The sequence below is a fragment of the Thermaerobacillus caldiproteolyticus genome, from assembly GCF_013761245.1.
GTDB classification, from domain to species: domain Bacteria; phylum Bacillota; class Bacilli; order Bacillales; family Anoxybacillaceae; genus Thermaerobacillus; species Thermaerobacillus caldiproteolyticus.
In genome coordinates this window covers 52,173-77,571 of sequence record NZ_JACDUT010000008.1, presented here as the reverse complement: position 1 = coordinate 77,571, position 25,399 = coordinate 52,173, and the positions used below count along the sequence as shown (strand labels likewise).

Sequence of the window (25,399 nt, the reverse complement as noted above, 5' to 3'; positions counted from 1 at the left end):
AAACCATTATTTTTAAATCAAAAAGGATAAGACCACGATTAAGGGAGGTGAGGGGGCTGGATCTGTAGTGAACGTGTGAATGAGTCAAAAGTTTTTTTATCATTGCGCCCCCGATTAAAAGACAGCGTCTTTTCTATCATGATACGAAAGATAGTTATGATTCAGAGGATTTTCATTCTAAAATTTTCCGAAAATAAAATTTGTATCAGCGAAGCGCTCTTCTTTAAAAGGATTCGCCGTCATAGAATAGCCTCTTTGTTCCCAATATCCTGCTTCATCCTCTTTCATAAATCGAATTCCTGATGCCCATTTTGCTCCTTTCCATAAATAAAAGGAAGCAGGAGGAATGAAACGAAGAGGATAGCCGTGCTTAGGAGAAATCTCTTGCCAGTCGTGATTCTTGTCTTTCCACCGGTATACAAACAAAGCGTCATCTCCTAACAAAGGTTCAATCGGCAAATTGGCCGAATATCCGAATCGATTTCCATCTAAATATCCATAAATTTTAACATATTTGACATCCGGTTCGATTTCCACTAAGTTTAAAAATTCGCGGAACGCAATGCCTTCAAATGTCGTGTCGAATTTGGACCATGTAGTAACACAATGCATATCGGTAGTTGCGATTGTTTTCGGTAAATTCATGACTTCTTTATAGGATAAAGTGATTTCTTTTTTTACGTCGCCAAACAGTCTAAAGTTCCACGTCTCTTCTTGAAATTCGTAGACATCCCCTTCATGAAGAACTGGCCATTTTTCTGTTTCAAATTGGCCGGGAGGCAGTTGTTTTCCCACTTCTTTTCATCCTTTCTTTCGGCAGTTATTTTAAAAATAATGATACTGTTTTGTTCATGGTTATGCAAGGATGGAAAGGACGAGATAGGTCCCATATCTAATGGATATGACGGTCATTTTTGTTGTTTTCCGAAGTTAAGTTCAATTTTGTTGCATGGTTGTGGAAGAACGTTATATTCTAACAGATAAAGGATGCTTATCATTGAGATCAAATGCCTAAGTTCTATTACAAGAGAAAGAGGATGAAAGAGTATGTCCAAAGAAAAGAGTGTGAATAAAGGAGCAAAACAGCTTCGTGATATTCCGTTGTCGGTTCTCGATCTTGTCCCGATTGTAGTCGGAGGTACAGCGGCCGACTCTTTTCGAAATAGTCTCGATCTTGCTCAACACGTTGAAAAGTGGGGATTTCATCGTTATTGGCTGGCTGAACACCACGGGATGCCTGGTGTCGCCAGTTCAGCGACATCGGTAGTTATAAGCTATATAGCATCCGGGACTTCCAAAATTCGTGTAGGCTCCGGTGGCATTATGCTGCCGAATCATGCTCCATTGGTGATTGCCGAACAGTTCGGTACCTTAGAGTCGATGTATCCCGGCCGCATCGATCTTGGGTTAGGACGTGCTCCGGGCACCGATCCGCTCACTGCCCGTGCATTAAGACGCGATTTTCAAAGCAGCGGTGACGATTTCCCTGAACTATTAGCCGAACTGCGTTCTTACTTGAATCCATCTTCATCTGGCAGCTCGAGCGTAAGGGCGATTCCTGGTGAGGGGCTAAACATTCCGATTTGGTTATTAGGTTCGAGCGGATTTAGTGCTCGATTGGCCGGCGAACTCGGATTACCTTTCGCTTTTGCGAGTCATTTTTCTCCAGACTACACTCTTCCAGCTTTAGAAATATACCGTAGCAGTTTCCGGCCTTCAGAGGTGCTTGATGAGCCATATGTGATGGTCGGTGTTAATGTGGTTGCTGCCGATACGGATGAAAAAGCACAATGGTTGGCTACCTCACAGGAGTTACAATTTTTAAATTTATTACGCAATCAGCCGACTCCGTTGAATCCACCGGTAGAAAACATGGATGAAATATGGAATGATTACGAAAAGGTCGCTGTGAAATGGCAATTGCGCTCCATGATCACCGGCAGTCCGGAGACTGTCAAGGAAAAACTGCAGGCATTTTTAGATGTTACTCAGGCGGATGAATTGATCATCCATACGCAAGTTTTTGATCATAAGGCGCGTTTACGCTCTTATGAAATTCTTGCTGAAATTGTCATGGGGAAATAAGCTGGTCTTTTTTATGAGCGGCTGTAGCCAGCTATTTGTTTTGAGATGATTGTTTAAAATAACAGTCATAATAGAGGAAAATGGGATGCCCAAGTTGATTCGCATGCCATTTTCCTCATAAAAACAAATTTATGTATAATCTCACCAAAGAAAAAAATGCAGTTATGAGAGATTAGGGCAGAAAAACAACAGAATGGAATTTTGTGATAAGATTTACATTACAACATAAACAATAAATATATGAAAAAGGGAAGAAAAATTATGAATTTCTTCACTTCTGTTACGGGACAAATATCAGTTTATATGTAGGCGCAAAAGGATCGATAGAACAATTTTACAAATCAACTTGGGAAAAGAGCAGTAGGATCAAGAAAATTAATATTATGTATTGTACCGGAACCTGTTATGTTATAAAGAATTTTTTACAACGGAAGAGATAGAATCATTAACTTGCTAAATCAGCTGCATTTGGACAGCTAGTTGCATACCACGCATGGTCATGTTTTTAGTCAGTGAGGAGACAAAATTCCTTAGTCGAATAGAAGCATTCATGCAGATATTCCGAAATGTGGGGATTTGAAGGAACCAAACGAAAACGAGCAGACAGTGAGTGATAATCACTTATACTCACCATCTTACTCTTACAAGACGAAAAACTAAACGTGAAGTAATTAGGGGACTAATCTAGTTTAACTCTTTTGTAAAACAAGTGGAAAACGTTTTCATCATATTTATGTTTTATGTGTAAATTTTATATAAAATTGAATCATTCGCGGCTCAAATCAGCGTCTTTTTTATGAAGAAGATTACTATTTCCATAGATTATATGTGGAATCGTAAGCGATTTCAAGATTCGTTACGATATAAATTTACAGAAAATTTACAACAATGTATCAAAAAATAAGTATTTCATCTCTATTATTGTAATTGAGTGTAAAAGATTTATGAAAGGGGATATGAGAATGGAGTTTCCATCTAAACTGATGAAAAAGGCGATACCTATGCTTGCGTTATCGGTTGGTTTTTCTTCTGGAAGTGCATTCGCATCCGAACGATCAGAAAATCTGGGAATTCCAAAACAAGCCGATTCCTATCAACACCGTTATATTAACGTACAGTTGTTAGGAATCAATGATTTTCACGGGCAAATTGATGTCACTCGGAAAGTCGGAGGAAGAGCAGTTGGTCGAGCGGATTATCTTGCTGCTTATTTAAAGCAGCGTGAATCCGAAAATAAAAATACACTTCTTGTTCATGCGGGCGATGTCGTCGGAGCAAGCTCTCCTGTATCTGCTCTTCTTCAGGATGAACCAACGATCGAAATTTTAAATAAGTTAGGTTTTGATGTTGGAACTCTTGGAAATCACGAGTTTGACGAAGGTGTTGACGAAATGTTACGACTCATCTATGGTGGAACGCATCCGGTGACAGGCTATTTTTCAGGAGCCAATTTTCCATATGTAGCAGCCAATGTGATCGATAAAGAAACAGGGAAGCCGATTTTACCACCTTATGTGATTAAAAAAGTTAACGGTATTCCGATCGGGTTTATTGGAGTCGTTTTATCTGATACACCGAACATCGTGACCCCAAGCGGAGTAGCTGGCGTTGAATTTACCGATGAAGCAGAGGCCATTAACAAAGCGGTAGCGGAATTGAAAAAGAAAGGAGTAGAGACGATCGTTGTACTTGCGCATAACCCAGGAATTTCTGGTACAAATGGTTCGAACGCAAGCGGAGAAATCGTGGACATCGCCAAAAACGTAGATGACGAAGTAGATGTAATGTTCGCTGGTCATAACCATTCTTATTTAAATGCAGAAGTGGATGGAAAACTTCTTGTTCAATCGTATTCATATGGAACGGCATTTTCTGATGTCGATTTACAAATTGATCCGCGTACAAAAGACGTGGTGTCCAAGAAAGCCGAAATCGTCACAACATATCAAGATGCGATGGAACCTGACAAAAAAATTAAACGGTTGATCGAAAAATACGAGAAAAAAGTGGCGCCAATTATCAATCAAGTCATTGGCACGGCGAAAGAGACGATTACAGATGAGCAAAGCGCAAGTGGCGAATCAGCTTTAGGCAACCTCATCGCTGATGCACAGCGCGATTCGATGAAGACCGATTTTGCTTTCATGAATCCGGGCGGCATTCGAGCAGATATTGAGCAAGGAGAAGTAATATGGGGAGAATTATATAACGTCCAGCCATTCAGCAATCAGCTAGTGAAAATGACATTGACGGGTGAGCAAGTGCGTCGTCTTCTTAATCAGCAATGGCAGTCGAACCAAACCCGCATTCTTCAAATTTCAGGACTGAAGTATACATGGGATGCGAAAAAGCCGATCGGAGAGAAAGTCGTCGATATTTACTTGCCGGATGGAACAAAACTTGATCCAAACGCAGAATACACCGTCACTGTTAATAGTTTTCTTGCTGATGGGGGAGATAACTTTACTGTATTAACAGAAGGGAAGAACCGCGAAGTCGGTCCTGTTGATCTTGATGCTCTTATCAACTACATTAAAAAGCTCCCTCAACCATTTGACGCTAACACTGAAGGTCGAATTCAAAAGATTTCTTAAGCTTTACATATCGCGCAATAAAGACAACAAGAGACCATTTTCATCTACACCGCAGCGTTTTCTGTTGCGGTGTTCTCAACAAGAGGGATATCTTATCAAGGCAAGGAAGAAAAACAACGTCTCTAAGGCGTTGTTTTTTATATTAGTGGAATAATAGAAATCTAAAAATGGTGATGAGTAATACTGATCTTACATATGAATTTAGTTTATTCCAATTAGGCTTTACGTTTGTTTCCTCTAATGGATATATGATCCTCATATATAGCTAATTTATTCCTCTTTTAGCGATTTTTGATTATATGTATAAGATTTTTTACGAATTTCGTCGTAATTTTGTAACATATTTGTCAAACTGTCAAAGAAATTATGACCGTTTTTTTGTTATAGTATTAGCGAGATTCTCGTTCAATAGAGATTCTAAATAGAAATTGTTTTCGTTACCCAGAAAGTACCAGTTCTTTAGGGAGTTTTCATGTTTCCTATATTAATTATGTTTCATTTTGTGAAATTGTGAACATGGTATAACTTCAGGTCAAATTTGATGAAATTATTAAGGGAGGAAGTAAGCTGGATAGTTATGTGAAATAATGAACATGATATCACCTGAGGTCAAATTCTGATGAAAATCTTAAGGGAGGAATCAAGATGCATAGTTATGTGAAATCATGAACATATAGTTGGTTATGTGAAATTATGAGCATGATGCAACCTAGATCGAATTCTGGCGAATACTTAAAGGAGGAACTACTATGGATCCAGTCATGTTGGCAAGAATACAATTTGCTTTGACTACAATTTACCACTTCTTCTTCGTGCCGCTTACCATTGGTTTGGCATTTATTATCGCTTTAATGCAAACATTATACGTTGTGAAGAAAAAAGAGATTTATAAAAAAATGGCGAAATTCTGGGGGCATTTGTTTCTGGTTAACTTTGCTGTAGGGGTTGTAACAGGAATTATTCAGGAATTCCAATTTGGGATGAACTGGTCGGATTATTCTAGATTTGTCGGTGACGTCTTCGGGGCACCTCTGGCCATTGAAGCATTGCTTGCCTTTTTTATGGAATCCACTTTTATCGGCCTTTGGATTTTTGGCTGGGATCGTTTACCTAAAAAAGTGCATTTGGCAAGCATTTGGCTTGTATCTATTGGGACTATGATTTCCGGTTTTTGGATTTTAACGGCAAACGCCTTCATGCAAGTGCCTGTTGGTTATGAAATTAGAAATGGTAGGGCGGAAATGGTTGACTTTCTTGCGCTGATAACCAATGGACAATTATGGGTGGAGTTTCCGCATGTCATCACAGGTGCATTAGCTACCGGAGCATTCTTTATTGCTGGTGTAAGTGCCTATAACCTATTAAAGAAGAAACATATCGAATTTTACAAGAAATCCATGAATATCGCCTTAATCATTGGTTTCATTGGCAGTTTGGGTGCTGCCTTCAGCGGACATGCCCAAGCACAATATCTTGTGAAAACACAGCCGATGAAGATGGCAGCTGCAGAGGGTATTTGGGAAGATACTCCTGATCCTGCGCCATGGTCAGCATTTGCATGGATTGATACAAAGAATCAAGAAAATAAGTTTGAGCTAAATATTCCTTATGCATTAAGCTATTTATCTTATTCTAAATTTGAAGGCAGTTTAAAAGGAATGAAAACTCTCCAAGCCGAATATGCGAAAAAATACGATCCAATCGTTGGTGAAGGTACGAATTATATCCCTCCAGTCAAAACGACGTATTGGAGCTTCCGTCTAATGATTGGCTTTGGTATGGCGATGATCTTATTATCGATGATTGGTTTGTATTTGTGGAAAAAGGGACGAATTGAGCAAAGCAGTATGTTCTTGAAAATCCTTGTTCCGGCTATCTCATTTCCGTTTTTGGCAAACACTTTCGGATGGATCATGACCGAAGTGGGCCGTCAGCCATGGACAGTATTTGGATTGATGACAACAGCTGATGCTGTATCACCAAATGTTTCTTCAGGGACCATTTTATTTTCAATCATTATGTACGCACTGATATTCACCATTCTTGCAGGTGTGATGGTTTATTTAATGGTCCGTGAAATTAAACGAGGACCGGTAGAGCATCAAGATGCAAATTCAACAGTATCAATAGATCCATTCAATAAGGCAGGTGCTTAAGATGGAATTGAGTGAACTTTGGTTTGTTTTAATCGCTATACTCTTTATTGGGTTTTTCTTTCTTGAAGGTTTTGATTTTGGCGTAGGAATGTCGACTCGTTTCCTTGCTCGTGATCAAAAAGAGAGAACTATTATGGTGAATACAATCGGTCCTTTCTGGGACGCGAATGAAGTATGGCTAATCACTGGAGCGGGCGCCATTTTCGCAGCCTTTCCGCACTGGTATGCAACGATGTTCAGTGGCTATTACTTGCTGATGCTGGCCGTCTTGCTGAGCCTAATTGGACGCGGTGTCGCTTTTGAATATCGCCGCAAGGTTGAAGACGCACGCTGGACGAATGTGTGGGACTGGGTGATCTTTTTCGGAAGCTTGCTGCCGCCGTTCCTTCTAGGTGTTCTGTTTACAAGCATGCTTAAAGGTATGCCGATCCATGAAGATATGAATATGGAAGCCAGCTTCTCGGATGTTATGAATATGTATTCCATTTGGGGCGGTTTAACGATTACATTATTGTGTTTATTGCACGGTTTGACTTTCCTGTCTTTAAAAACAGAAGGAGAGATCAGACAACGGTCGGCTGCATTGGCTAAAAAATTGGTGTTGACCGTAATTGGATCACTTATCGTTTTTGTAGGGTTCTCTTGGTTTATGACAGATATTTTTGAGGTACGTTTCATTCCTGAACTGATTATTGTCGCATTAATTGTGCTTGCTTATGGATTATCATACTTTTTCATTTCCAATAAACGTGAAGGAAGGGCATTTACCATGACAGGACTTGGAATCGGGTTAACGGTATTATCGATTTTCGTTGGACTGTTCCCAAGAGTGATGGTGAGTTCCTTGAATAAAGCCTTTAATTTAACGGTCTACAACGCATCCAGTGGAGCATATTCCCTAAAAGTAATGACAATTGTAGCTTTAACTATTTTACCATTTGTATTAGGGTATACTATTTATAGCTATTATGTATTCCGAAAACGAGTATCTGACAAGGAGCATTTAACATACTGATGGATAAAGCGTTGTTCTCTTACAAAGGAATTAAGCCGGTTTTAGCTGGGCTGGCGATATTAACAGCTATTCAAGGTGCGATCATTATTATTCAGGCTTATTTTTTGGCAGACGCAATCTCCTCCCTGTTCGGGGGAGATTTGTTTGCCAATGTCTTTAAAAAGTTGATCATTTTCTTTCTTGCGTTAGTTGTTCGCCAACTGCTTACCGTTTGGAAAAGAAATATAGCCTACCACTTTGCTGTCAGAACGAGTAAAGAGTTCCGGGAATCATTGTTGCAAAAGCTGTTTCAACTCGGCCCTCGTTTTGTAAAAGAAGAAGGCTCCGGACAGACAGTCACCTTGGTTATGGAAGGAATGATGAAATTCCGCCGATATTTGGAGCTTATTCTTCCGAAATTGATGAATTCGGCCATTATCCCTTTCATGATTTGCATGTTTATCTTTTTTGTAAATATCCGTTCCGCTGTCATCTTAGGCCTAGCCGTTCCGATACTTATTGTCTTTATGATTTTGCTTGGATTGGCGGCAAAAATGAAAGCTGATCGCCAATATAAAACCTATCAAATGCTGTCCAATCATTTTGTTGATTCATTGAGAGGATTGGAGACACTCAAATATTTGGGATTAAGCCGGCAGCACATCAACAAAATTATTTTAGTAAGCGAAAGATATCGACGGGCTACCATGGGAACTTTGCGTATTGCCTTTTTATCTTCGTTTGCATTGGATTTTTTTACAATGCTTTCCATAGCGACCGTCGCCGTTTTCCTTGGAATGGATTTAATAAATGGGAAGATGGAGTTGCATCAAGCGTTGACGATTCTGATCCTGGCGCCGGAGTACTTCCTGCCAATCAGGGAGGTGGGGGCCGATTACCATGCGACGCTTGATGGGAAGGAAGCGGGCAAAAAGATTCAGGAAATCCTTAATAAGGAATCATTGCAGCAAAAACAGGATCCTATCCCCCTTTGGAAATCAACAAGCACATTTTCTGTTGAAGGAGTAAGTGTACATTTTCCTGACAGCGATCGTCCAGCTTTGCGAGATATCCAATTTTCTGTTTCAGGCTCCAAAAAAATTGGAATTATTGGAGCCAGTGGTGCAGGAAAATCTACTTTGATTGATGTATTAAGTGGATTTTTAACACCTTCATCAGGTCAATTTCAGGTAAACGGCAAAAGGCTAACAACTTTATCTCAATTGAATTGGCAAAGTCAAATAACGTATATTCCCCAACACCCTTATATATTTCACGATACCGTTTTAAACAATATTCGTTTTTATAATCCGGAGGCAACAATGAAAGAAGTAGAGGAGGCAGCAGAGAGAGCGGGTCTCACTGAAGTGATTCATTCGTTGCCGAAAGGGTTTGAGACAATCATAGGGGAAGGTGGACGGAGCCTAAGTGGCGGACAAGAACAGCGGATCGCCCTCGCACGTGCATTTTTAAGCAATCGTCCTGTTATCATGCTGGATGAGCCAACTGCCCATCTTGATATTGAAACGGAATACGAATTAAAAGAGACGATGTTACAATTGTTTAACGGCAAGCTCGTATTTTTTGCTACACATCGCTTGCATTGGATGCTTGATATGGACCAGATCATTGTTCTTGATCAAGGCAAAATAGTGGAAATCGGAACACACGAACAGTTAATCGGGCAGAATTCTACTTATTATCAGCTTGTTAAAACACAAATGGAGGGCCTCTAATGGACAAGGATAATTGGATCTTCCCATATTTGCGTCAATATCGCGGTTTGTTTGTGCTGGCTATTCTTCTTGGTTCGCTAACCATTCTCTTTGGCGGAGCCTTGATGTTTACTTCGGGTTATTTAATTTCTAAAGCGGCGACACAGCCTGAATCAATTTTAATGGTTTATGTGCCGATTGTTGGTGTTCGTGCATTCGGAATTGGTCGAACTGTGCTTAGCTATGTGGGGAGACTGACAGGACACCAATTCATTTTGAAAATACTTTCGGAAATGCGCGTCCGTTTATATAAAATCATTGAGCCACAAGCTTTGTTTCTTCGTTCTCGATTACGCACAGGTGACGTTCTTGGCGTACTCGCCGATGATATTGAACATTTGCAGGATTTTTACTTAAAAACACTGTTTCCTTCGCTTGTTTCTTTAGTTATTTACACAGTGATTATTATTTGTACAGGACTTTTCTCGATTCCATTCGCAATTCTCCTGGCTGTATTCATGGGGATGTTGATTTTTGTCGGTCCAATTATTTCATACATTTATATGAAAACAAAAAATGAACAATTGAAAAGGGGAAGACACCAACTTTATCAACAGTTTACCGATACGATTTTTGGCATAAGCGACTGGATATTTAGCGGGAAATACGCGACTTTTATTCAGCGATATGAAACACAAGAACAAAAGTTGCTTGAACTTGAAACGAAGAAATATGCCTTTGTGAACTGGCGGGACGTTACAAATCAGGTTGTGCTTGGTGCTATTGTGATCTTAGCCATCTATTGGGCCAATGAGCAAACGCTAAGAGGAGAATTCCCGCCAACGATGATCGCTGCTTGTGGTCTTGTAGCACTGTCCTTAGTGGAATCCTTTTTACCGATTGCAGGGGCAGTTAGTGAAACATCAACCTACCAAGATTCATTAAAGCGTCTTGAAGCTATTCAAGCAGAGTCCTCTCTCCCATGGATAGAAACAGATGGATGGAAAGATTCGCTAGATTTATCTCAAGCTCAAGTAACGATTGAAATCAACCATTTATCATTTGGATATACTTCTGAAACACCACTGCTGGACGATTTTAGCTTAAAAATAGGACAGGGTGAGAAAATTGCCATTATCGGGCGCAGCGGATCCGGAAAATCGACGCTGTTAAAATTAATTCAGGGTGCACTTGTACCGACTCGTGGAGAAGTCCGTATAAATGGGATCAATGCACATGAACTGGCTTCGACTATTCCAAAATTAATGGCTGTTCTCAACCAAAAGCCTTATTTATTTAATACATCCGTCATGAACAATATCCGCCTTGGCAACCCGGAAGCGACGGATGAAGAAGTATACGAAGTAGCCAAGATGGTCCAATTGCATCAGATGATTATGCAATTGCCTAAAGGATATGAGACGAACATGCATGAAACAGGACAGCGCTTTTCCGGTGGTGAACGGCAAAGAATCGCACTGGCACGGATATTATTGCAAAAAACTCCAATAGTCATCATGGATGAACCGACAGTTGGGCTCGATCCAATCACAGAAGCAAACCTATTGGCTACCATTTTCGATACACTGAAGGGGAAAACTATCATTTGGGTAACGCACCATTTGATGGGGGTGGAGAAAATGGATCGTATCCTTTTCCTTGAAAAAGGAAAAATCACCATGGATGGCAGTCATCAACAACTGCTTAAAAGCGAGGAAAGATATCGACGATTATATGCACTGGATCGTCCGCTTTACAGAAGTGAGTCGTAGGTAATGGGTGGCTGTGATTCATCAATTTTGGTAACTATTTAGCCTCTAACGAGAGAAAGTTAGAAAGATGCGCTTAATACTCCTTAATTCTTGTCCAAACTTCTATAGAAGAACAAATTTTCTTTCATAATCTATGGTGCCACGAAGTGAGGCATGGTTGGCTAATGGGAGCATTACTTCATAAGCAGGAAGTAATGCTTTTTTGTTGAAGTAAAGGCTTTAGTGGAATACGAGAAGGAATTTTGAGCAAGAAAGTTTAACTTAAATAATTAACTTATTGATTTTGAGAAAGACAATGTTTGCAAAGCGGTTGCAGGATTACTTTCCTCGATGAAGAAATATTAGAAAAAAACACACTTAAAGAGGAGAGTTTCAAATGACGAACAAACAATCGAATGTGCGTGTAGCGGTTGTACAAGCTGCTTCAGTGATTATGGATCGAAAAGCAAGTACGGAAAAGGCGATTTCATTAACTCTACACGCGGCAGAAAAAGGGGCGAATATCGTCGTATTTCCAGAAGCTTTTATCCCAGCTTATCCGAGAGGGCTTACTTTTGGAACGACGGTCGGCAGTCGTTCACCAGAAGGACGAAAAGACTGGCTTCGCTACTGGGAAAATTCTGTAACCTTACCAAGTGAAACAACAGAAATGTTAGGAGAAGCAGCCCGTAAGGCCGGAGTCTATCTCGTGATCGGTGTAATTGAAAGAGACAATGAGTTTAGCAGAGGCACCCTTTACTGTACTGTTTTATTTTTTGGACCAGATGGCACTTTGCTTGGGAAACATAGGAAGCTAAAACCTACAGCCTCTGAACGGCTCATTTGGGGCGAGGGGGACGGAAGCACGCTGCCTGTTTTCGATACGCCATATGGAAGAATCGGGGCGTTGATTTGTTGGGAAAACTACATGCCATTAGCTAGAGTAGCGATGTATGCCAAAGGGGTTCAAATTTATATCGCTCCGACGGCAGATTCTAGAGAACTCTGGCAGTCTACGATTCGCCATATTGCAGCGGAAGGAAGATGCTTCGTGTTATCCTGCAATCAGTATGTTACAAAGGATATGTATCCCACTGATTTAGCATGCTATGAAGAATTAGCGTCTGCACCGGACGAGATGTGCCCTGGAGGAAGTGCCATTGTGGGTCCGCTGGGAGAGTATATTAAGGGACCTGTCTATGGTAAGGAGGACATCCTTATAGCCGATCTTGACTTGCGTGATATCGCCTATAGTCAATTTGACTTTGATGTGGTCGGCCATTACTCAAGACCTGATGTGTTCCAACTGTTCGTGAATGAGGAGAAGAAGGATAGCGTGAAATGGGTAAAATCAACGACTTTAATACGAAATGAGGATGCTTGACTTTTCATTACTAAAAAACTTTCGAGGCATCCATTATTGTTTTAAACGAGGCAATGAATTGTTTAAACAAATAATTTTCTTTACAACTAAGGAATCGATATTTCCGGTTGAGCAGGATTATCAATTTAATTATATTGCAAGGATTGATTTAAATGAGCGCAGTACAATTCAATTCGGTTTGTTTCGTTGGGAACCTCTTGTTTTTCATTTTGCTGAAAGTCACCTGGTTACTCTTATGACTGTAAATTTCCATTGATCAAAGAGTAGATTAGTTGGTACTTAATAGACAAGCTTAATGGTTCGGTTTTGTGGTAGTACCAAAGAAATTTGAAGGAGTTTCCGTTCAGCAAAGAGGCAGTTGTGATTATTTATAATGATTAACAAATGATAATTTTTGGATTACTTTGCTAAAGGAGAAAATAAGATGATTTTGTTCTTTATATATGGAAACGGTGGCAGAGAACAGACCAGTGATGTTCACATATGATGGAAAAAAGGTGCATCGGCAGTTTATATAACACAATGGGGAAAGCTGCTGAAAGAGAATTCAGCAGCTCTGTTTATTGGCATATTAAATTACTTAATGAAAGTTTCTTCTTTGATCTTTAACTTGATATAAGAAAAATCTGGATGACTTTATAACAAGATGGGCGGTTTAGCACAATAAGAGGAACGGTCTTGCTATACTGATTAAAAAGAACTTTTTTATAAAGAGAGAAGGTTTACTTAATAAATTTTATGGGGGGAAATTATGTTATTTCCAACACTTGAAACAGAACGGCTACATCTAGTAGAAATCGGTCAACAATATAGTCAAAAATATTACGAGATTATGTCATTGGATGAAGTAACAAGATACTATGGGATGGAAAACCTTAAGAGTATAGAAGAAGCAGCGAAAATGATTGATTCTTTTAAAACAATTTCTTAAGTAACCGTGGCACTCGTTGGGGGATCATTCTAAAAGAAAATCAGGAGTTTATTGGAACAATAGGATTAAATAATTTGAGCCTTCCCAATAAACGGGCGGAAATTGGCTATGAAATACATCCTGATTATTGGAGACAAGGTTTTACTTCTGAAGCTGTTAAAGAAGTATTGCGCTATTCTTTTGAAGAATTAGGCTTATATCGAATCGGAGCTGTAACATATCCTGAAAACATTGCTTCATCTTCTTTATTAAATTAAAGAAGAAGGACTATTGCGAGGTTATATTTATCAAAAAAATCGCTCTCATGATGCTTTCATTTTTTCTCTGTTAAGAACGGAATGGAAATGAAACGGTTGAGCAAAACAGTGTTATTATCCAGTGCTATGTCCTATATATGATGGTTGTGGAGGCTGACACTTTGCTTAGGATCAGTCTTGTTTTTGTTCGATTAAAAGTATAATGAAATAGCTGGAGTTTAGAAATATTATACAGGCAAGCGTATCGAAAAAAGGGAGTATTTCATGAAGCCTTCCAGCGAATGTTTGAAAAACGGTATATATTGTAAATCAACAAAATAAAGAGATTCCCCCTTTTCCAAACAGCCCCTCACTCTATTCTAAATCCATTTCAGAGATAGCTTATCTAATCTTACATGAACAAAATTCTTGATGGTATCTAATTTTTTTGAGAGAAATATAAAAAATGATTAAATAATCCTTAAATCCAACAAGAATTTAAAAAACATCTTTCATTTTAGTGTCCTTACGAAATAAGTTTATGAATACTAATGATTCTCTTGTTAAACTAACAAATGCCATACTTCAATAACGATATTGTTTTTCGTTATTCGATTAACAGCCAGATTAGTTTTATTTTGAAATTCATTCTTGACCTTAAAGTTACTTTAAGGTGTAACTTCGATTATAAGGGATGTGAATGAGATGAGTGAGTTAATGACGATACAAACTTTTTCTAAAAGGACCGGCATTTCCAAAAGCGCTTTGAGGTATTATGAGTCAGAGAATTTACTGCATCCAATAAGAAGCAAAAATGGTTACCGGCTTTATTCGGAAGATCAGATAGCAACCGTAAGATTGATTTCAAGTTTACGTTTAGCCGGTGTACCAATAAAGGAGATTCAGATATATTTAAAAGAAAACGAAGCAGTCCGTCAACAAATGATAAAAAATTGGATGAAAACTTTAAGGCAAAAACATCATCTTTTAAGTGTAAGTTTACGTTTTTTAGAAAGTTACCAAGAAAGTGGCCAGGGTTACCTGTTAGAAAAAAACGCTGAGAAAATTGTATGGTTTGCTGCCGAAGCGAATCCCGGTAAATTTGGGAATCATTTTAGACAAAGAAAAAGAGAATTGGAGCGCTTGAACATTCCCATTAATAATGGTTACTTAAGATATTTATCTGGCAGGGAATCAATTAAAGCCCAAATTGGATTTGGTGTATCTGACGATGTAGAAATAGAGGGGGTATCTGAAATAGACTCTATTGAAATAATGTCTCCATGTCTATGTATAGCGTTATCGTACACTTCTCCTATAACAGAAATAAAAAAAGGATATGCGCAATTAATGAATTATGTAATTGAACATGAGTTGATTCCCGCAGGCCCGATTATTGAATGGTATAGAAGAGAGGATTTTAAGGATTTGGATTTATTAATGCCCGTTGCTCACATCCCAAGGATGAAAGGGAGGGGATAAAAGTGGATAGAGGAGAGGAGTTAATCATAAAAGTAATTGATTTGAAAGGCAGTTATGATCAAATAGGTCTTGAGCAAGGACGTCAATTAAAATCTAAAATATTTACACATGTAAATGATCAAGATCGTGTTAGTAACGGAAAATCCCAATTTCTTAAAGTGAAGAAATTATTAGAGAAGTTCTCACCTAATTTGTTAAAAGAATTAAGAGGATTAGCAAAAGGTTTAAATATGTCACTAAATGCAGCAATAGAACAGTATAGTGGTTACGATGTATCGTTCCCAGAAATGGGATGTACTACATTGGTACAAGACTCATATTATGTACGCAATTATGATTTTAGTCCAACATTATATGATGCAAGACTTGTATTTATGCAGCCTGTAGATGGCTATGCGAGTGTAGGTTTTAGTCAGCAAATTATAGGTAGACTGGATGGAATGAACGAAAAAGGGCTTGTAATAGGATTGCATTTTGTTAATTCTATGCACAGTCAAGAAGGATTTATAGCTACAACGATTGTTAGAATGATCCTTGATCAATGTGCTAACACGGAAGAAGCGATAGAACTCATTACTAAAGTTCCACATGGATTTTGCTATAATTATTCCATTACAGATGTTAATGGAAATAGCGTCATTGTCGAGGCATCCCCACAACAACAAATGATAAAATATACCCATCCGCTTATATGTACCAATCATTTTGAAACAGAAGAATTGAAACAGAAAAATAGAGTAGAGATACAAGGTTCTATTAAACGTAAACAATATCTTCAGGCATTATTAAAGGAGAAGCTAGATCCTCTGTCTGCTTTTCATCACTTTAATAGTGAAAAATCACCTTTATTTTTCGATGATTACAAAAATTATTTTGGCACCTTGCACACGGTTTTATATTCACCAACAGATTTGAACGTCATTATTGGTGTAGGAAGAAATAGTGATCCGTTCATCTTTTCTTTTAAAGAATGGTTACAGGGCTCACTGACCCTTCCTAAAATGATAAGTGGAACAATTGTGCAAGGAGAGTAAATATGAGATAATCGCCGCCCTAAGGCTTTTCATATCCAATGGAATAATTTCCTCCATATTGCAGACCTTATAAATGAGATTTTTTAGAGCTTTTCCTATTTTTGCTCAGCATGGTTGCTTATAACGTCTTTAAAAGAATTTCCTTGGGGTGGAAAGAGAGTGGCTTCAATCCGAAACAAAAAGGAACAAAAGTTAATAGCTTTCGCTGTTATTGTACTAATTCTTTATTTATCTCCTTTGTTTATTTTAGGGGAAAATGCTCATATTCGCGTTCATGATAATCTCGATTCCAATGTGGCCTGGTATAGAGTCCTGGCAAGAAGCGGAGAGATGACAGGTTCAGTTAATGCTACTATTCCCCAGGTGATTAATGGCCAACTGTCAAGAAATGCACTTGGCTCTGAATTCAGCGGAATTGTGTGGCTGTATGCCTTTTTTCCAACGATGATCGCCTATGCTTTGAGCCAAGCGATTACAAGAGTTTTTGCTTTTATAGGCATGTACCTCCTATTAAAAAAGCACTTTTTGCCCAATCGAGAATGGATGATCATTCGTGTAGGAGCTGCATTGGCTTTCTCTCTTACTCTTTTTTGGCCGCCTGGGATGCTCAGTACTCTAGGAATGCCGCTTGCGCTCTGGGCGTTTTTAAATATCCGAAAAGGGGAAAGGTCTTGGAAGAACTATTTAGTATTAACTCTTCTTCCTCTGTATTCAAGCTTTGTTTTAGGCTTCTTTTTCTTTTTAACCGGTATGGCAATTCTTTGGCTTGTGGATATTGTCAAAGGAAAGGGATGGAACTTCAGATTTCTTTTTTCGATCGGATATATGATGTTCATTTATTTAATAGTCGAGTACCGATTAGTATATTCTTTTTTATTGAATGATGAACCTACCAGCAGGGACGAGTATTTTCACGCCAGATTGCCGTTATGGCGGTGCCTGCTTCTTACATTGAAAAATTTTCTCTTGGGGCATCACCATGTCATGACAGTTCACACGTTTATCATTTTGCCTGTCACGCTAATCGCTCTGTACTTTGTCATCTTCAAAAAGCTCTGGAGGCAAGAAAAGGGATTTGTCTTTTTGTTTTGGTTAAACCTTGCGTTATCATTCTGGTATGCTTTTTGGTTTTATGAAGGGTGGCTTCCGTTAACGGAACGCTTTCATTTTTTGGATACCTTTAATTTTGCCCGCTATCATTTTTTGCGACCGTTAGTTATTTATGTTTTATTTGCTCTGGGATTAAAGATTTTATGGTCTCAAGGAGGAAAATGGAGGAAGGCTGTAAAAGGTTTTGTTGTAGCTCAGGTTGTTTTATTAAGTCTTATCAATGAGGAAATTATTTTCCAAAACGAACCTTCAGTAAAGGAATTTTTTGCAGAAAACCAATTTCAGGAGATAAAAAAATACATAGGATTGCCCGTGGAAAATTATCGTGTCGCAAGTATTGGCATACATCCTGCTATTGCGCAATATAACGGTTTCTACACTCTTGATACATATAACAATTTTTATCCACTGTCTTATAAACACGAATTTCGGAAAATCATTGAGAAAGAATTGGCGAAGAATAAATCGATTCGTACGTATTTTGATGAGTGGGGCGGACGCTGCTATATTTTTACTGCTGAATTGGGAAAACACTATATGTTCACGAAAAACTCGAAAAAACGATTAAAACACCTGCAGTTAAATACGGAGCAATTAAAAAAAATGGGGGGCCGTTATATTTTTTCCGCTGTTTCCATCGAAAATGCGGTAGAAAACAATTTGTTCCTTGAGAAAGTTTTTGAATCAAAAGAGTCCGCTTGGAAAATTTATTTGTACAAAGCAATGTAGGCTTAGAAGAACTTCTTCGTTTTTGCATGAGTTTCATTTATCCAGACGAATCCCCTTATTTCAACCGAAACGATGAAGTAAGGGGAGCGTCTTCTTTTTTATTCTTTTATGATTTCTTTTTTTAACAGTCTGTCATGTAGTTTAGAGAAGACGAATAATGCAATAACCGAACCGATCAAGCAACATAACATATCCCATTGTGTATCCCAAATATCCCCTTGGATTCCTAAAAAGTCTTTAGACGCTTCTCCTCCCTTTGATATTTTAGAAACTAACCATTCGATAATCTCGTACAACGCAGCGATGGCCAGCGACATACTTACAACAATGGCAAATAACCAAGGTCCTTTCGTTAATGGAGTTTTTCGTAATAAGATTTCTCTCAGCACAATCACGAATAAGCCTTTAAGTAAATGCCCAAATCGGTCGTAATGATTTCGCTTTAAGTCAAAAGCGTCCTTGATCCAGTTAAAAAGCGGAACTTTGGAATAGATATAATGCCCGCCGACGAACATAATAATGGCTAGAATAGCAATAATGACATAAGAGAGAGTAGTAAAACGGAATTTATTATATGCTGCAATGATGATGATCAAACCGACAACGGCAGGACTAACCTCCAACAGCCATGTCAGATAACTTGCTGGTTTGATCGCTGACCAAATAAAAACGGCAATAACAACCAATAGTAAAAATAGATGAATTCTTATATTTCCATCTGTTCTCACTTTATTCACTCCTTCAGGGAGATGCTTTACTTACAGTATTTCACAACAGATCATTTTCATACAGTGAATAATCTCCCTTGTTATGCGAAGAACGAACGACTTTAGTTACAAGGAATTCCCACTTTAAACATAGAATATCGTAATTGGGTTCATACGATAAGTAACTGTATTTCACATAGTTCGGTGTTTAGGACCAATTGTCCTAGACATTGCATAAGAATAGGTCGCTGGATATTTTAATGAAAGTTAGGTTCTGTTAAAGAATGTTGTTAATTTTTTAATAACGAGCATTTTAATCGAACAAGGAATTGCACTCGATATAAAGAATATCAAGTGGGGGAAATGTTTTATGAAAATTAGAAAAGCACATGCAAGGGATATCCCCAAATTGGCTTATTTGATGGGAGAGTTAGGTTATCCAACTTCTATTGAAGAAATGAGTATCAGATTTAAGAAAATTGAATCGAGTTCAAGCTATTGTACTTTGGTGGCCGAATATAATGAAGATGTCGTTGGTATGATTGGATTATGTTCTGGTTACTTTTATGAAAAAAATGGACTTTACGTTAGAATTGTCGCTTTAGTTGTGGATTCAAATTATCGAAATAGGGGGATTGGGAAAAGGCTAATAGAAGAAGCAGAGAGCTGGGCAAGAAAACAAAGGGCGATTTCAATTGGCTTAAATAGTGGAAATCGTGATGAACGAAAAAAGACACATCAATTTTATCTTCGAATGGGGTATCAGGAGAAAAGTAAAGGGTTTGTAAAAAGTCTTTAATAGACATTTTCTGTTTTACAGCCCCTATGAAAAGAATCCCCTCCTTAATCTATGGTGCCGCAAAGCGATGCATAGGTGGCTAACAAATACGATGCTTAATAAGGCATCGTTTTTTTATTCATATAAAGGAGCAGGAAGAGTTTTAATGGAGCTTTCTAAATGGTCTACGACTTTATGAGATAGGGAGGGGAATCAATGAGAATTAAAAAGTTTTTATTTTCTTTAACCACAATGATGTTGTTAATGGTAGCTGGTTGCTCAATTGGTACAGAACCACCTGAAGCAATTGTGAAAATCTTAAAAGATGCTTATGTAGGAAACATCGAGTAAAGGTGATTAACAAAGATGTTGCTTGTACTGTTTCAAATAGCTGACGAAATGCAAGCAAAAATTAACATTTGGTTTTCGAACGGCTAATTTAGTCCATTATTTTTTAACTAAACTATGTTCTAAATAATCAATGTAAATAAAAAAGATAGTTTCGATCATCCAAAGGCGATTTAGATCGATTGTACACTTGTAATCGAAAGTCTGACCGTGTTTGGAACGGATGTCTTCGATTGACGAAGGAACATCTCCTCAAATACGGCCGCTGGATCACTAAAGACAAGCAAAAAGAAAGTTCCATCTTCACAGCCAATCGATTCCAGTGGTCCGCTACCAATATCTCCGCACAAGAAACTTGATCACCGAGCCATTCAACAAGGACGGACAGCCTGCTTGTTATCCTTACAAGAAAAAGAAGTACTTCAACACAAAATGGGCGAAAGACGGATTCAAAGTATATGAAAACGAAAAAATCGAACTCTCCATGGGCATTTATCATGGAAAACAAGAAAAGCCGATCGTCTTGTATGCGTCGCATCTGCCAAAGGGAACGATCAAAGAAATCGAATGTTGCTACGGATTGCGTAAGCAAAAAGTAGTAGAAGGGGTGAAACTCTCCATCGGTATGATGCCACTGTTGCTTACAGAATTCATCGAGAAGGTTTTCGATACAGTCATCGATGGAAGGAGACCACCTTCTTCTACGCAGAAGCGAAGTGATAAGAAACTCTCACCTCTTCATGGAATGAATGGAATGAGGGGAGGAGAGGTTCATACGGTTTTACGAAGTCTCAATGAAAATAGGCACCTCAATCAGTAACAACAGCCTAACAGAGTTCATAGTTTGTTGAGGAGAGGACTCGAAGTAGTTGGTGGATTTATCTGCTCCACAGATATCTTGCTGATTACCTTCGTTCTACTCCTCCTTTCCGTTTCTAGTTACGTCGCTGGAAACAACAAATTTATAACAATAGGATGGTGTAAAATGTATAATTTCCAAAATGAACTTCAAATGTTAGGTATGGATGATTTCGTAGCGGATGAGGTGATGGTTTGGGATCCTCAAACCCAGACCTATTTGATTGATGATGCTCGTCAATGTGGTGGACGCTGTGGAGGGCGTTGTGGTGGACAGTGTTTTGGACGTTGTGGAGGGCAATGCTTTGGACGTTGTGGTGGACAATGCTTTGGGCGTTGTGGTGGACGTTGTTTTAACTGCTTTAGCTGCTTTAGCTGTTTCAATTGCTGGGGAGGTGGTTTTGGAGTTTAGTTCCCTAGCTCAAAAAGGTGATTACCTAAGAAGAAAGGACTACCCCTGTATAATTCTCTGCAGGGGTCCTCTCTATGAAATGAACATAAGGGACAAATAGAAGTACATAAAATGATACTACGCATTCAGGAACAAACTCACGGATAAGGAGGAGTAGAATGATAAATCTGAACGATTTCTCGCGTCTGAAGGTGAAAGGAGACACGTTTTTTATCCCTGATCCAAACGGTGGTGTGTATTTTAGGAATAACTCAAGTTCATTTCGTATGAAAGGCAGTACAATCTATCAGTGGATTGAAAAACTGATGCCAATGTTCAACGGAGAGCACACATTAGGAGAATTAACAGATGGATTACCGGTCTCATATCGGAACAGGGTGTATGAAATCGCAGAAATTCTGTATCAAAACGGCTTTGTTCGGGATGTGAGCCAAGACTGTCCGCATCAATTGGATAGCAAGATTCTTAAAAAGTATGCTTCGCAAATTGAATTTATAGAAAATTTCGTTGATTCCGGTGCGTTCCGTTTTCAAGTATATCGTCAATCTAAAGTATTGGCAATCGGCTCTGGCCCCTTTTTTATCTCATTGGTTTCTGCGTTGATCGAATCAGGATTGCCTAAGTTCCATGTTCTTGTTACAGACTCGATGCCTACTAATCGACTGCGGTTGAAGGAACTGGTGGACAATGCCCGCAAAATGGACTCCGAAGTGGCAATAGAGGAGATAGACTTACAAGGGGGAGCTGACGGGAGTTCTTGGCGAGAAGTTGTGCAGCCATTTGAGTGGATTTTATATGTCTCACAGGAAGGCAATGTAGAGGAACTACGGGCTCTTCATGCGATTTGCAGGGAGGAAAAGAAGGGGTTTCTCCCCGCCATATCTCTGCAGCAGGTGGGCTTAGCAGGGCCATTAGTGCATCCGGACTCTGAGGGATGTTGGGAGTCCGCATGGCGTCGCATACACCGATCCGCGCTTCGCAAAGACCGGCCATTGCAAACTTTTTCTTCAACATCGGGAGCGATGTTGGCGAATGTGATTGTGTTTGAATTATTCAAAAAAGTGACAGGAGTGACAAAATCAGAACAGAGAAATCAGTTTTTTCTTCTCGATCTGGAAACGTTGGAAGGCAACTGGCATTCGTTCATCAAACATCCGCTGGTGACGACTGAATGTGTGGCGGCTGAATTGGTTCAAGACCTTGATTTGAGGCTTAAACAGAATTCGAGCTGCGATGATCCGAGTAGATTGTTTCATTATTTTAGTCAATTGACATCCGTGGAATCTGGAATTTTCCATATATGGGAGGAAAGGGACTTGAAGCAGCTTCCGTTGGCGCAGTGCTGCGTTCAAGCTGTTAACCCATTATCAGAGGGACCGGCTGAGCTGCTTCCAGAAGTTATTTGTGCAGGTCTGACACATGAAGAGGCACGGCGGGAAGCGGGATTGACTGGAATTGAATCGTATGTATCGCCAATGATAGATTTACTTGTTACGGCATCCTTAAACCACGAAGAGGATGTTGATGTGATAACATCACAGGAATTTATCGGTGTCGGAGCAGGGGAAACGATTGCGGAAGGCATTTGTCGGGGATTGCAAAGGTGTTTAAACGAAGAGCTGAACAAACGACAGGTTAATCAAAGAGAATCTATTTTTCGGGTACGGCTGGGTACGGTAGAGGATGAACGCTGCAGATTTTATTTGCAGGCGCTGACTACGATGCATGGAACGCCGACGATCGGCTTGGGAGAGAGGGTGTCGGGTTTTCCTGTGATATGGGTCGGCACGAGCGGTCGCTGGTACGGCAGCGCAGGCTTGAATATCACAATGGCGTTTCGGAAAGCGCTAGAGCAGGCGCTTATGGATTCACAAAATCAAACGGCTTCATTCCGAACACAAGCGCTGGAGGAATCGTCCGTTCTTCTAAATGAAGAGGCACCATTAAGACTTGAAATTCTCAATTGTGAAGAGAAAACACAATTGGAGTTCTTGCAGTCTGCCATGCAGATCTTGAAACAAAACAGAATGCAGCTCTTCGTCTTTGATTTAACGATAGAACCTTTTTTGAAAGAGGAATTGGCAGGGGTGTTTGGAGTGCTGTTAAGAGAGGAGAAAGCCTGATGGATACTTGCGTATTAATTGTTGGAGAAGGAATATTGGCGGATTTTGTGTGTGAAAAATTATCCGTCCAGTATCGGGTCATTCGCCAAATTGATTTCGAGGAAGGGGTTCCGAAAGAAACGAATTTTGCTCTAGTGTTGCACGATACCTGGTATCCCACCGTTCATTACAAGGCAGAAGAGGTGCTACGATCGTTAGGCATTCCATGGCTTCGAGGCTTCGTTTCATTTGGGGAAGGCGTGATCGGTCCGCTAGTTCGCCCTAGTACCTCAGGATGCTCTCAGTGTGCCGACATGCGACGCCTTATAGCGGGGTACGACCGCAAGGAGATGTGGGAACTGCAACAGAGGATGGCGGTGCAAGGAGGAATACAGTGTGATGCATGGGCATCGCGAACAGGACTTTTGCAGATGGCTCACCTGATTGTTACGGAGACGCAGAGGGTGTTAGAAGGCAGTCGTACCCACTTAGAAGAAAGGTTGTTTCTAATCAATCTGAAAACATTAAAGAACTCATGTCACTTTTTTCTGCCCGACCCGTTATGTCCAGTATGTGGTCAATTACCTGATGATTCACCGGCAGCAGCCCGCATATCATTGCAATCCAGTCCGAAGATCAGCGCTGACAGTTACCGCTGTCGTCCGATAGAGGATTTAAAAAAAGTTCTGGTCAAAGACTATCTCGATTACCGAACTGGATTATTGAATGGTAAAATGCATAATTTCGTGCCGCCGTTTGCTGATGTCATTGTAAATATGCCATTGTTTATAGGCGACGAGGGGGTAGCAGGCCGGACTCATTCTTATGAGGTTAGCGAGTTAACTGCCATTTTGGAGGGATTGGAGAGATATTGCGGTATCGAACCTCGTGGCAAGCGAACGGTGATTTATGGCAGTTACCGAAACCTCGAAGATAAGGCGCTCAACCCAGTAAAGGTGGGGATCCATGCACAGGAACAGTATGAACGGCCTGATTTTCCGTTCAAACCATTTCATCCTGATCGCCAAATGAATTGGGTATGGGGCTATTCGTTTTTACAAGAGCGTCCGATTTTGGTTCCAGAGTTATTGGCATACTACAGTTTAGGATGTGGGGATGGCTTTGTCTATGAAACTTCCAACGGATGTGCATTAGGCGGGAGTTTAGAGGAAGCGATTTTCCATGCCATTTTGGAGGTGGTGGAGCGCGATTCATTCTTGATGACTTGGTATGCGCAGTTGCCTCTTCCGCGCCTTGACCTTAGTTCCGCTAACGATAAAGAATTACAGTTGATGGTCGACCGTGTACGTGTGGTGGCGGGATATGATCTGTATTTGTTCAACTCGACGATGGAGCACGGGATTCCAAGCGTCTGGGCAATGGCGAAAAACAGGAAACAAGAGGGGATGAATCTCATCTGTGCTGCCGGAGCTCATCCGGACCCTATACGGGCGGTGAAAAGCGCGATTCACGAGTTAGCAGGCATGATGCTTGTGCTTGACGAGAAATTGGAGGCAAACCGAGAGAAATATGAGAAAATGTTACGCGATCCGTTATTAGTACAGCAGATGGAGGACCATGGCATGCTGTATGGCTTGCCGGAAGCAGAGGAGCGCCTGCAGTTTTTGCTGGATGATCATCGTCCGTTGCGAACGTTTGAAGAGGAATTCAAGTGGCAAACGAAGAATACAGACTTGACTGATGACTTGCAGGACATTCTTCAGAAGTTCCGACGATTGAACCTCGAGGTAATTGTGGTGGATCAGACCACTCCCGTAACGAAACGAAACGGATTATATTGCGTGAAAGTACTGATTCCGGGAATGCTACCGATGACATTTGGACATCACCTTACCCGCGTGACAGGTCTGGAGAGGGTGCTCCGGGTACCAATGGAACTTGGGTATACAAAACAACCGCTCACGCTTGAACAGCTTAATCCACATCCCCATCCGTTCCCATAGGAGGTATAGCCAGTTCATTCCGAATCTAC

20 protein-coding genes and 1 pseudogene are annotated in these 25,399 nt (G+C 39.9%); 18 read left to right on the top strand and 3 right to left on the bottom strand.

Annotated elements, in window-relative coordinates; all coding sequences use genetic code 11:
• Positions 1 to 177: 177 nt before the first annotated feature.
• The gene (locus tag HNR31_RS12845; RefSeq protein WP_181556632.1) at positions 178 to 795 is read right to left on the bottom strand and encodes a sulfite oxidase-like oxidoreductase; all 618 of its coding nucleotides are present in this window, start codon (positions 793 to 795) and stop codon (positions 178 to 180) included.
• Between the two features lie 252 nt (positions 796 to 1,047).
• Here HNR31_RS12845 and HNR31_RS12840 point away from each other — a divergent pair, with 252 nt between their 5' ends.
• The 11 genes and pseudogenes from HNR31_RS12840 (at position 1,048) to HNR31_RS12790 (ending at position 18,201) form a co-directional block, all read left to right on the top strand.
• Positions 1,048 to 2,085: an LLM class flavin-dependent oxidoreductase gene (locus tag HNR31_RS12840; RefSeq protein ID WP_181556631.1), complete on the top strand. Its 1,038-nt coding sequence runs from the start codon at positions 1,048 to 1,050 to the stop codon at positions 2,083 to 2,085.
• A 962-nt stretch (positions 2,086 to 3,047) separates the two neighbouring features.
• On the top strand, positions 3,048 to 4,679 hold the full coding sequence (locus HNR31_RS12835) for a bifunctional metallophosphatase/5'-nucleotidase (RefSeq protein WP_181556630.1): 1,632 nt from the start codon (positions 3,048 to 3,050) through the stop codon (positions 4,677 to 4,679).
• 749 nt (positions 4,680 to 5,428) lie between these two features.
• A complete protein-coding gene (locus HNR31_RS12830) occupies positions 5,429 to 6,835 on the top strand; it encodes a cytochrome ubiquinol oxidase subunit I (protein WP_181556629.1) in 1,407 nt (468 codons plus the stop codon).
• Position 6,836: 1 nt separating this feature from the next.
• Complete coding sequence (gene cydB / locus HNR31_RS12825) at positions 6,837 to 7,850, top strand: cytochrome d ubiquinol oxidase subunit II (protein ID WP_181556628.1); 1,014 nt, start codon at positions 6,837 to 6,839, stop codon at positions 7,848 to 7,850.
• Positions 7,850 to 9,565, top strand: coding sequence for a thiol reductant ABC exporter subunit CydD (gene cydD / locus HNR31_RS12820; protein ID WP_181556627.1), 1,716 nt, complete (start codon positions 7,850 to 7,852; stop codon positions 9,563 to 9,565). The genes cydB and cydD overlap by 1 nt, the downstream gene beginning before the upstream one ends.
• Positions 9,565 to 11,316: a thiol reductant ABC exporter subunit CydC gene (cydC, locus tag HNR31_RS12815; RefSeq protein ID WP_181556626.1), complete on the top strand. Its 1,752-nt coding sequence runs from the start codon at positions 9,565 to 9,567 to the stop codon at positions 11,314 to 11,316. The genes cydD and cydC overlap by 1 nt, the downstream gene beginning before the upstream one ends.
• Positions 11,317 to 11,692: 376 nt before the next feature.
• Positions 11,693 to 12,679: a carbon-nitrogen hydrolase family protein gene (locus HNR31_RS12810; protein WP_181556625.1), complete on the top strand. Its 987-nt coding sequence runs from the start codon at positions 11,693 to 11,695 to the stop codon at positions 12,677 to 12,679.
• 751 nt (positions 12,680 to 13,430) lie between these two features.
• Positions 13,431 to 13,958: pseudogene (locus HNR31_RS12805) on the top strand (GNAT family N-acetyltransferase).
• A 593-nt stretch (positions 13,959 to 14,551) separates the two neighbouring features.
• Positions 14,552 to 15,328 (top strand): MerR family transcriptional regulator, encoded by a 777-nt coding sequence (locus tag HNR31_RS12800; protein ID WP_181556624.1) that lies wholly within the window; start codon positions 14,552 to 14,554, stop codon positions 15,326 to 15,328.
• 2 nt (positions 15,329 to 15,330) lie between these two features.
• Entirely contained in the window at positions 15,331 to 16,362 is a 1,032-nt protein-coding gene (locus HNR31_RS12795) for a C45 family autoproteolytic acyltransferase/hydolase (protein WP_181556623.1), read from the top strand.
• Between the two features lie 168 nt (positions 16,363 to 16,530).
• Positions 16,531 to 18,201, top strand: coding sequence for a DUF6044 family protein (locus HNR31_RS12790; RefSeq protein ID WP_374058315.1), 1,671 nt, complete (start codon positions 16,531 to 16,533; stop codon positions 18,199 to 18,201).
• Positions 18,202 to 18,299: 98 nt separating this feature from the next.
• On the opposite strand, the gene HNR31_RS12785 is transcribed toward HNR31_RS12790, so the two are convergent.
• Positions 18,300 to 18,938, bottom strand: a complete 639-nt coding sequence (locus HNR31_RS12785) for a DUF2238 domain-containing protein (protein WP_373367407.1) — start codon at positions 18,936 to 18,938, stop codon at positions 18,300 to 18,302.
• A gap of 340 nt (positions 18,939 to 19,278) precedes the next feature.
• Here HNR31_RS12785 and HNR31_RS12780 point away from each other — a divergent pair, with 340 nt between their 5' ends.
• A complete protein-coding gene (locus HNR31_RS12780; protein ID WP_181556620.1) occupies positions 19,279 to 19,707 on the top strand; it encodes a GNAT family N-acetyltransferase in 429 nt (142 codons plus the stop codon).
• Positions 19,708 to 19,902: 195 nt separating this feature from the next.
• Entirely contained in the window at positions 19,903 to 20,037 is a 135-nt protein-coding gene (locus HNR31_RS18830) for a hypothetical protein (protein ID WP_258561078.1), read from the top strand.
• Between the two features lie 170 nt (positions 20,038 to 20,207).
• On the opposite strand, the gene HNR31_RS12775 is transcribed toward HNR31_RS18830, so the two are convergent.
• Positions 20,208 to 20,384: a hypothetical protein gene (locus HNR31_RS12775; RefSeq protein ID WP_181556619.1), complete on the bottom strand. Its 177-nt coding sequence runs from the start codon at positions 20,382 to 20,384 to the stop codon at positions 20,208 to 20,210.
• Positions 20,385 to 20,389: 5 nt separating this feature from the next.
• On the opposite strand from HNR31_RS12775, the gene HNR31_RS12770 reads away from it, so the two are divergent.
• The 5 genes from HNR31_RS12770 to HNR31_RS12755 all read left to right on the top strand — a co-directional run bounded on the left by HNR31_RS12770 (position 20,390) and on the right by HNR31_RS12755 (position 25,370).
• Entirely contained in the window at positions 20,390 to 20,854 is a 465-nt protein-coding gene (locus tag HNR31_RS12770) for a hypothetical protein (RefSeq protein ID WP_181556618.1), read from the top strand.
• A 165-nt stretch (positions 20,855 to 21,019) separates the two neighbouring features.
• The gene (locus tag HNR31_RS12765) at positions 21,020 to 21,304 is read left to right on the top strand and encodes a heterocycloanthracin/sonorensin family bacteriocin (protein WP_181556617.1); all 285 of its coding nucleotides are present in this window, start codon (positions 21,020 to 21,022) and stop codon (positions 21,302 to 21,304) included.
• Positions 21,210 to 21,404, top strand: coding sequence for a hypothetical protein (locus HNR31_RS18825; protein WP_309505708.1), 195 nt, complete (start codon positions 21,210 to 21,212; stop codon positions 21,402 to 21,404). Before HNR31_RS12765 ends, HNR31_RS18825 begins: the two co-directional genes overlap by 95 nt.
• Positions 21,405 to 21,462: 58 nt before the next feature.
• The gene (locus HNR31_RS12760) at positions 21,463 to 23,427 is read left to right on the top strand and encodes a putative thiazole-containing bacteriocin maturation protein (RefSeq protein WP_181556616.1); all 1,965 of its coding nucleotides are present in this window, start codon (positions 21,463 to 21,465) and stop codon (positions 23,425 to 23,427) included.
• Positions 23,427 to 25,370, top strand: coding sequence for a TOMM precursor leader peptide-binding protein (locus HNR31_RS12755; protein WP_181556615.1), 1,944 nt, complete (start codon positions 23,427 to 23,429; stop codon positions 25,368 to 25,370). The genes HNR31_RS12760 and HNR31_RS12755 overlap by 1 nt, the downstream gene beginning before the upstream one ends.
• Positions 25,371 to 25,399: the final 29 nt, after the last annotated feature.

What these genes read in the sequence shown, in the direction of transcription:
- HNR31_RS12840 (WP_181556631.1), top strand. Translation starts at nt 1,048, where the DNA reads ATGTCCAAAGAAAAGAGTGTGAATAAAGGAGCAAAACAGCTTCGTGAT.
- HNR31_RS12835 (WP_181556630.1), top strand. Translation starts at nt 3,048, where the DNA reads ATGGAGTTTCCATCTAAACTGATGAAAAAGGCGATACCTATGCTTGCG.
- HNR31_RS12830 (WP_181556629.1), top strand. Translation starts at nt 5,429, where the DNA reads ATGGATCCAGTCATGTTGGCAAGAATACAATTTGCTTTGACTACAATT.
- cydB (WP_181556628.1), top strand. Translation starts at nt 6,837, where the DNA reads ATGGAATTGAGTGAACTTTGGTTTGTTTTAATCGCTATACTCTTTATT.
- cydD (WP_181556627.1), top strand. Translation starts at nt 7,850, where the DNA reads ATGGATAAAGCGTTGTTCTCTTACAAAGGAATTAAGCCGGTTTTAGCT.
- cydC (WP_181556626.1), top strand. Translation starts at nt 9,565, where the DNA reads ATGGACAAGGATAATTGGATCTTCCCATATTTGCGTCAATATCGCGGT.
- HNR31_RS12810 (WP_181556625.1), top strand. Translation starts at nt 11,693, where the DNA reads ATGACGAACAAACAATCGAATGTGCGTGTAGCGGTTGTACAAGCTGCT.
- HNR31_RS12800 (WP_181556624.1), top strand. Translation starts at nt 14,552, where the DNA reads ATGAGTGAGTTAATGACGATACAAACTTTTTCTAAAAGGACCGGCATT.
- HNR31_RS12780 (WP_181556620.1), top strand. Translation starts at nt 19,279, where the DNA reads ATGAAAATTAGAAAAGCACATGCAAGGGATATCCCCAAATTGGCTTAT.
- HNR31_RS18830 (WP_258561078.1), top strand. Translation starts at nt 19,903, where the DNA reads ATGAGAATTAAAAAGTTTTTATTTTCTTTAACCACAATGATGTTGTTA.
- HNR31_RS12765 (WP_181556617.1), top strand. Translation starts at nt 21,020, where the DNA reads ATGTATAATTTCCAAAATGAACTTCAAATGTTAGGTATGGATGATTTC.
- HNR31_RS12760 (WP_181556616.1), top strand. Translation starts at nt 21,463, where the DNA reads ATGATAAATCTGAACGATTTCTCGCGTCTGAAGGTGAAAGGAGACACG.
- HNR31_RS12755 (WP_181556615.1), top strand. Translation starts at nt 23,427, where the DNA reads ATGGATACTTGCGTATTAATTGTTGGAGAAGGAATATTGGCGGATTTT.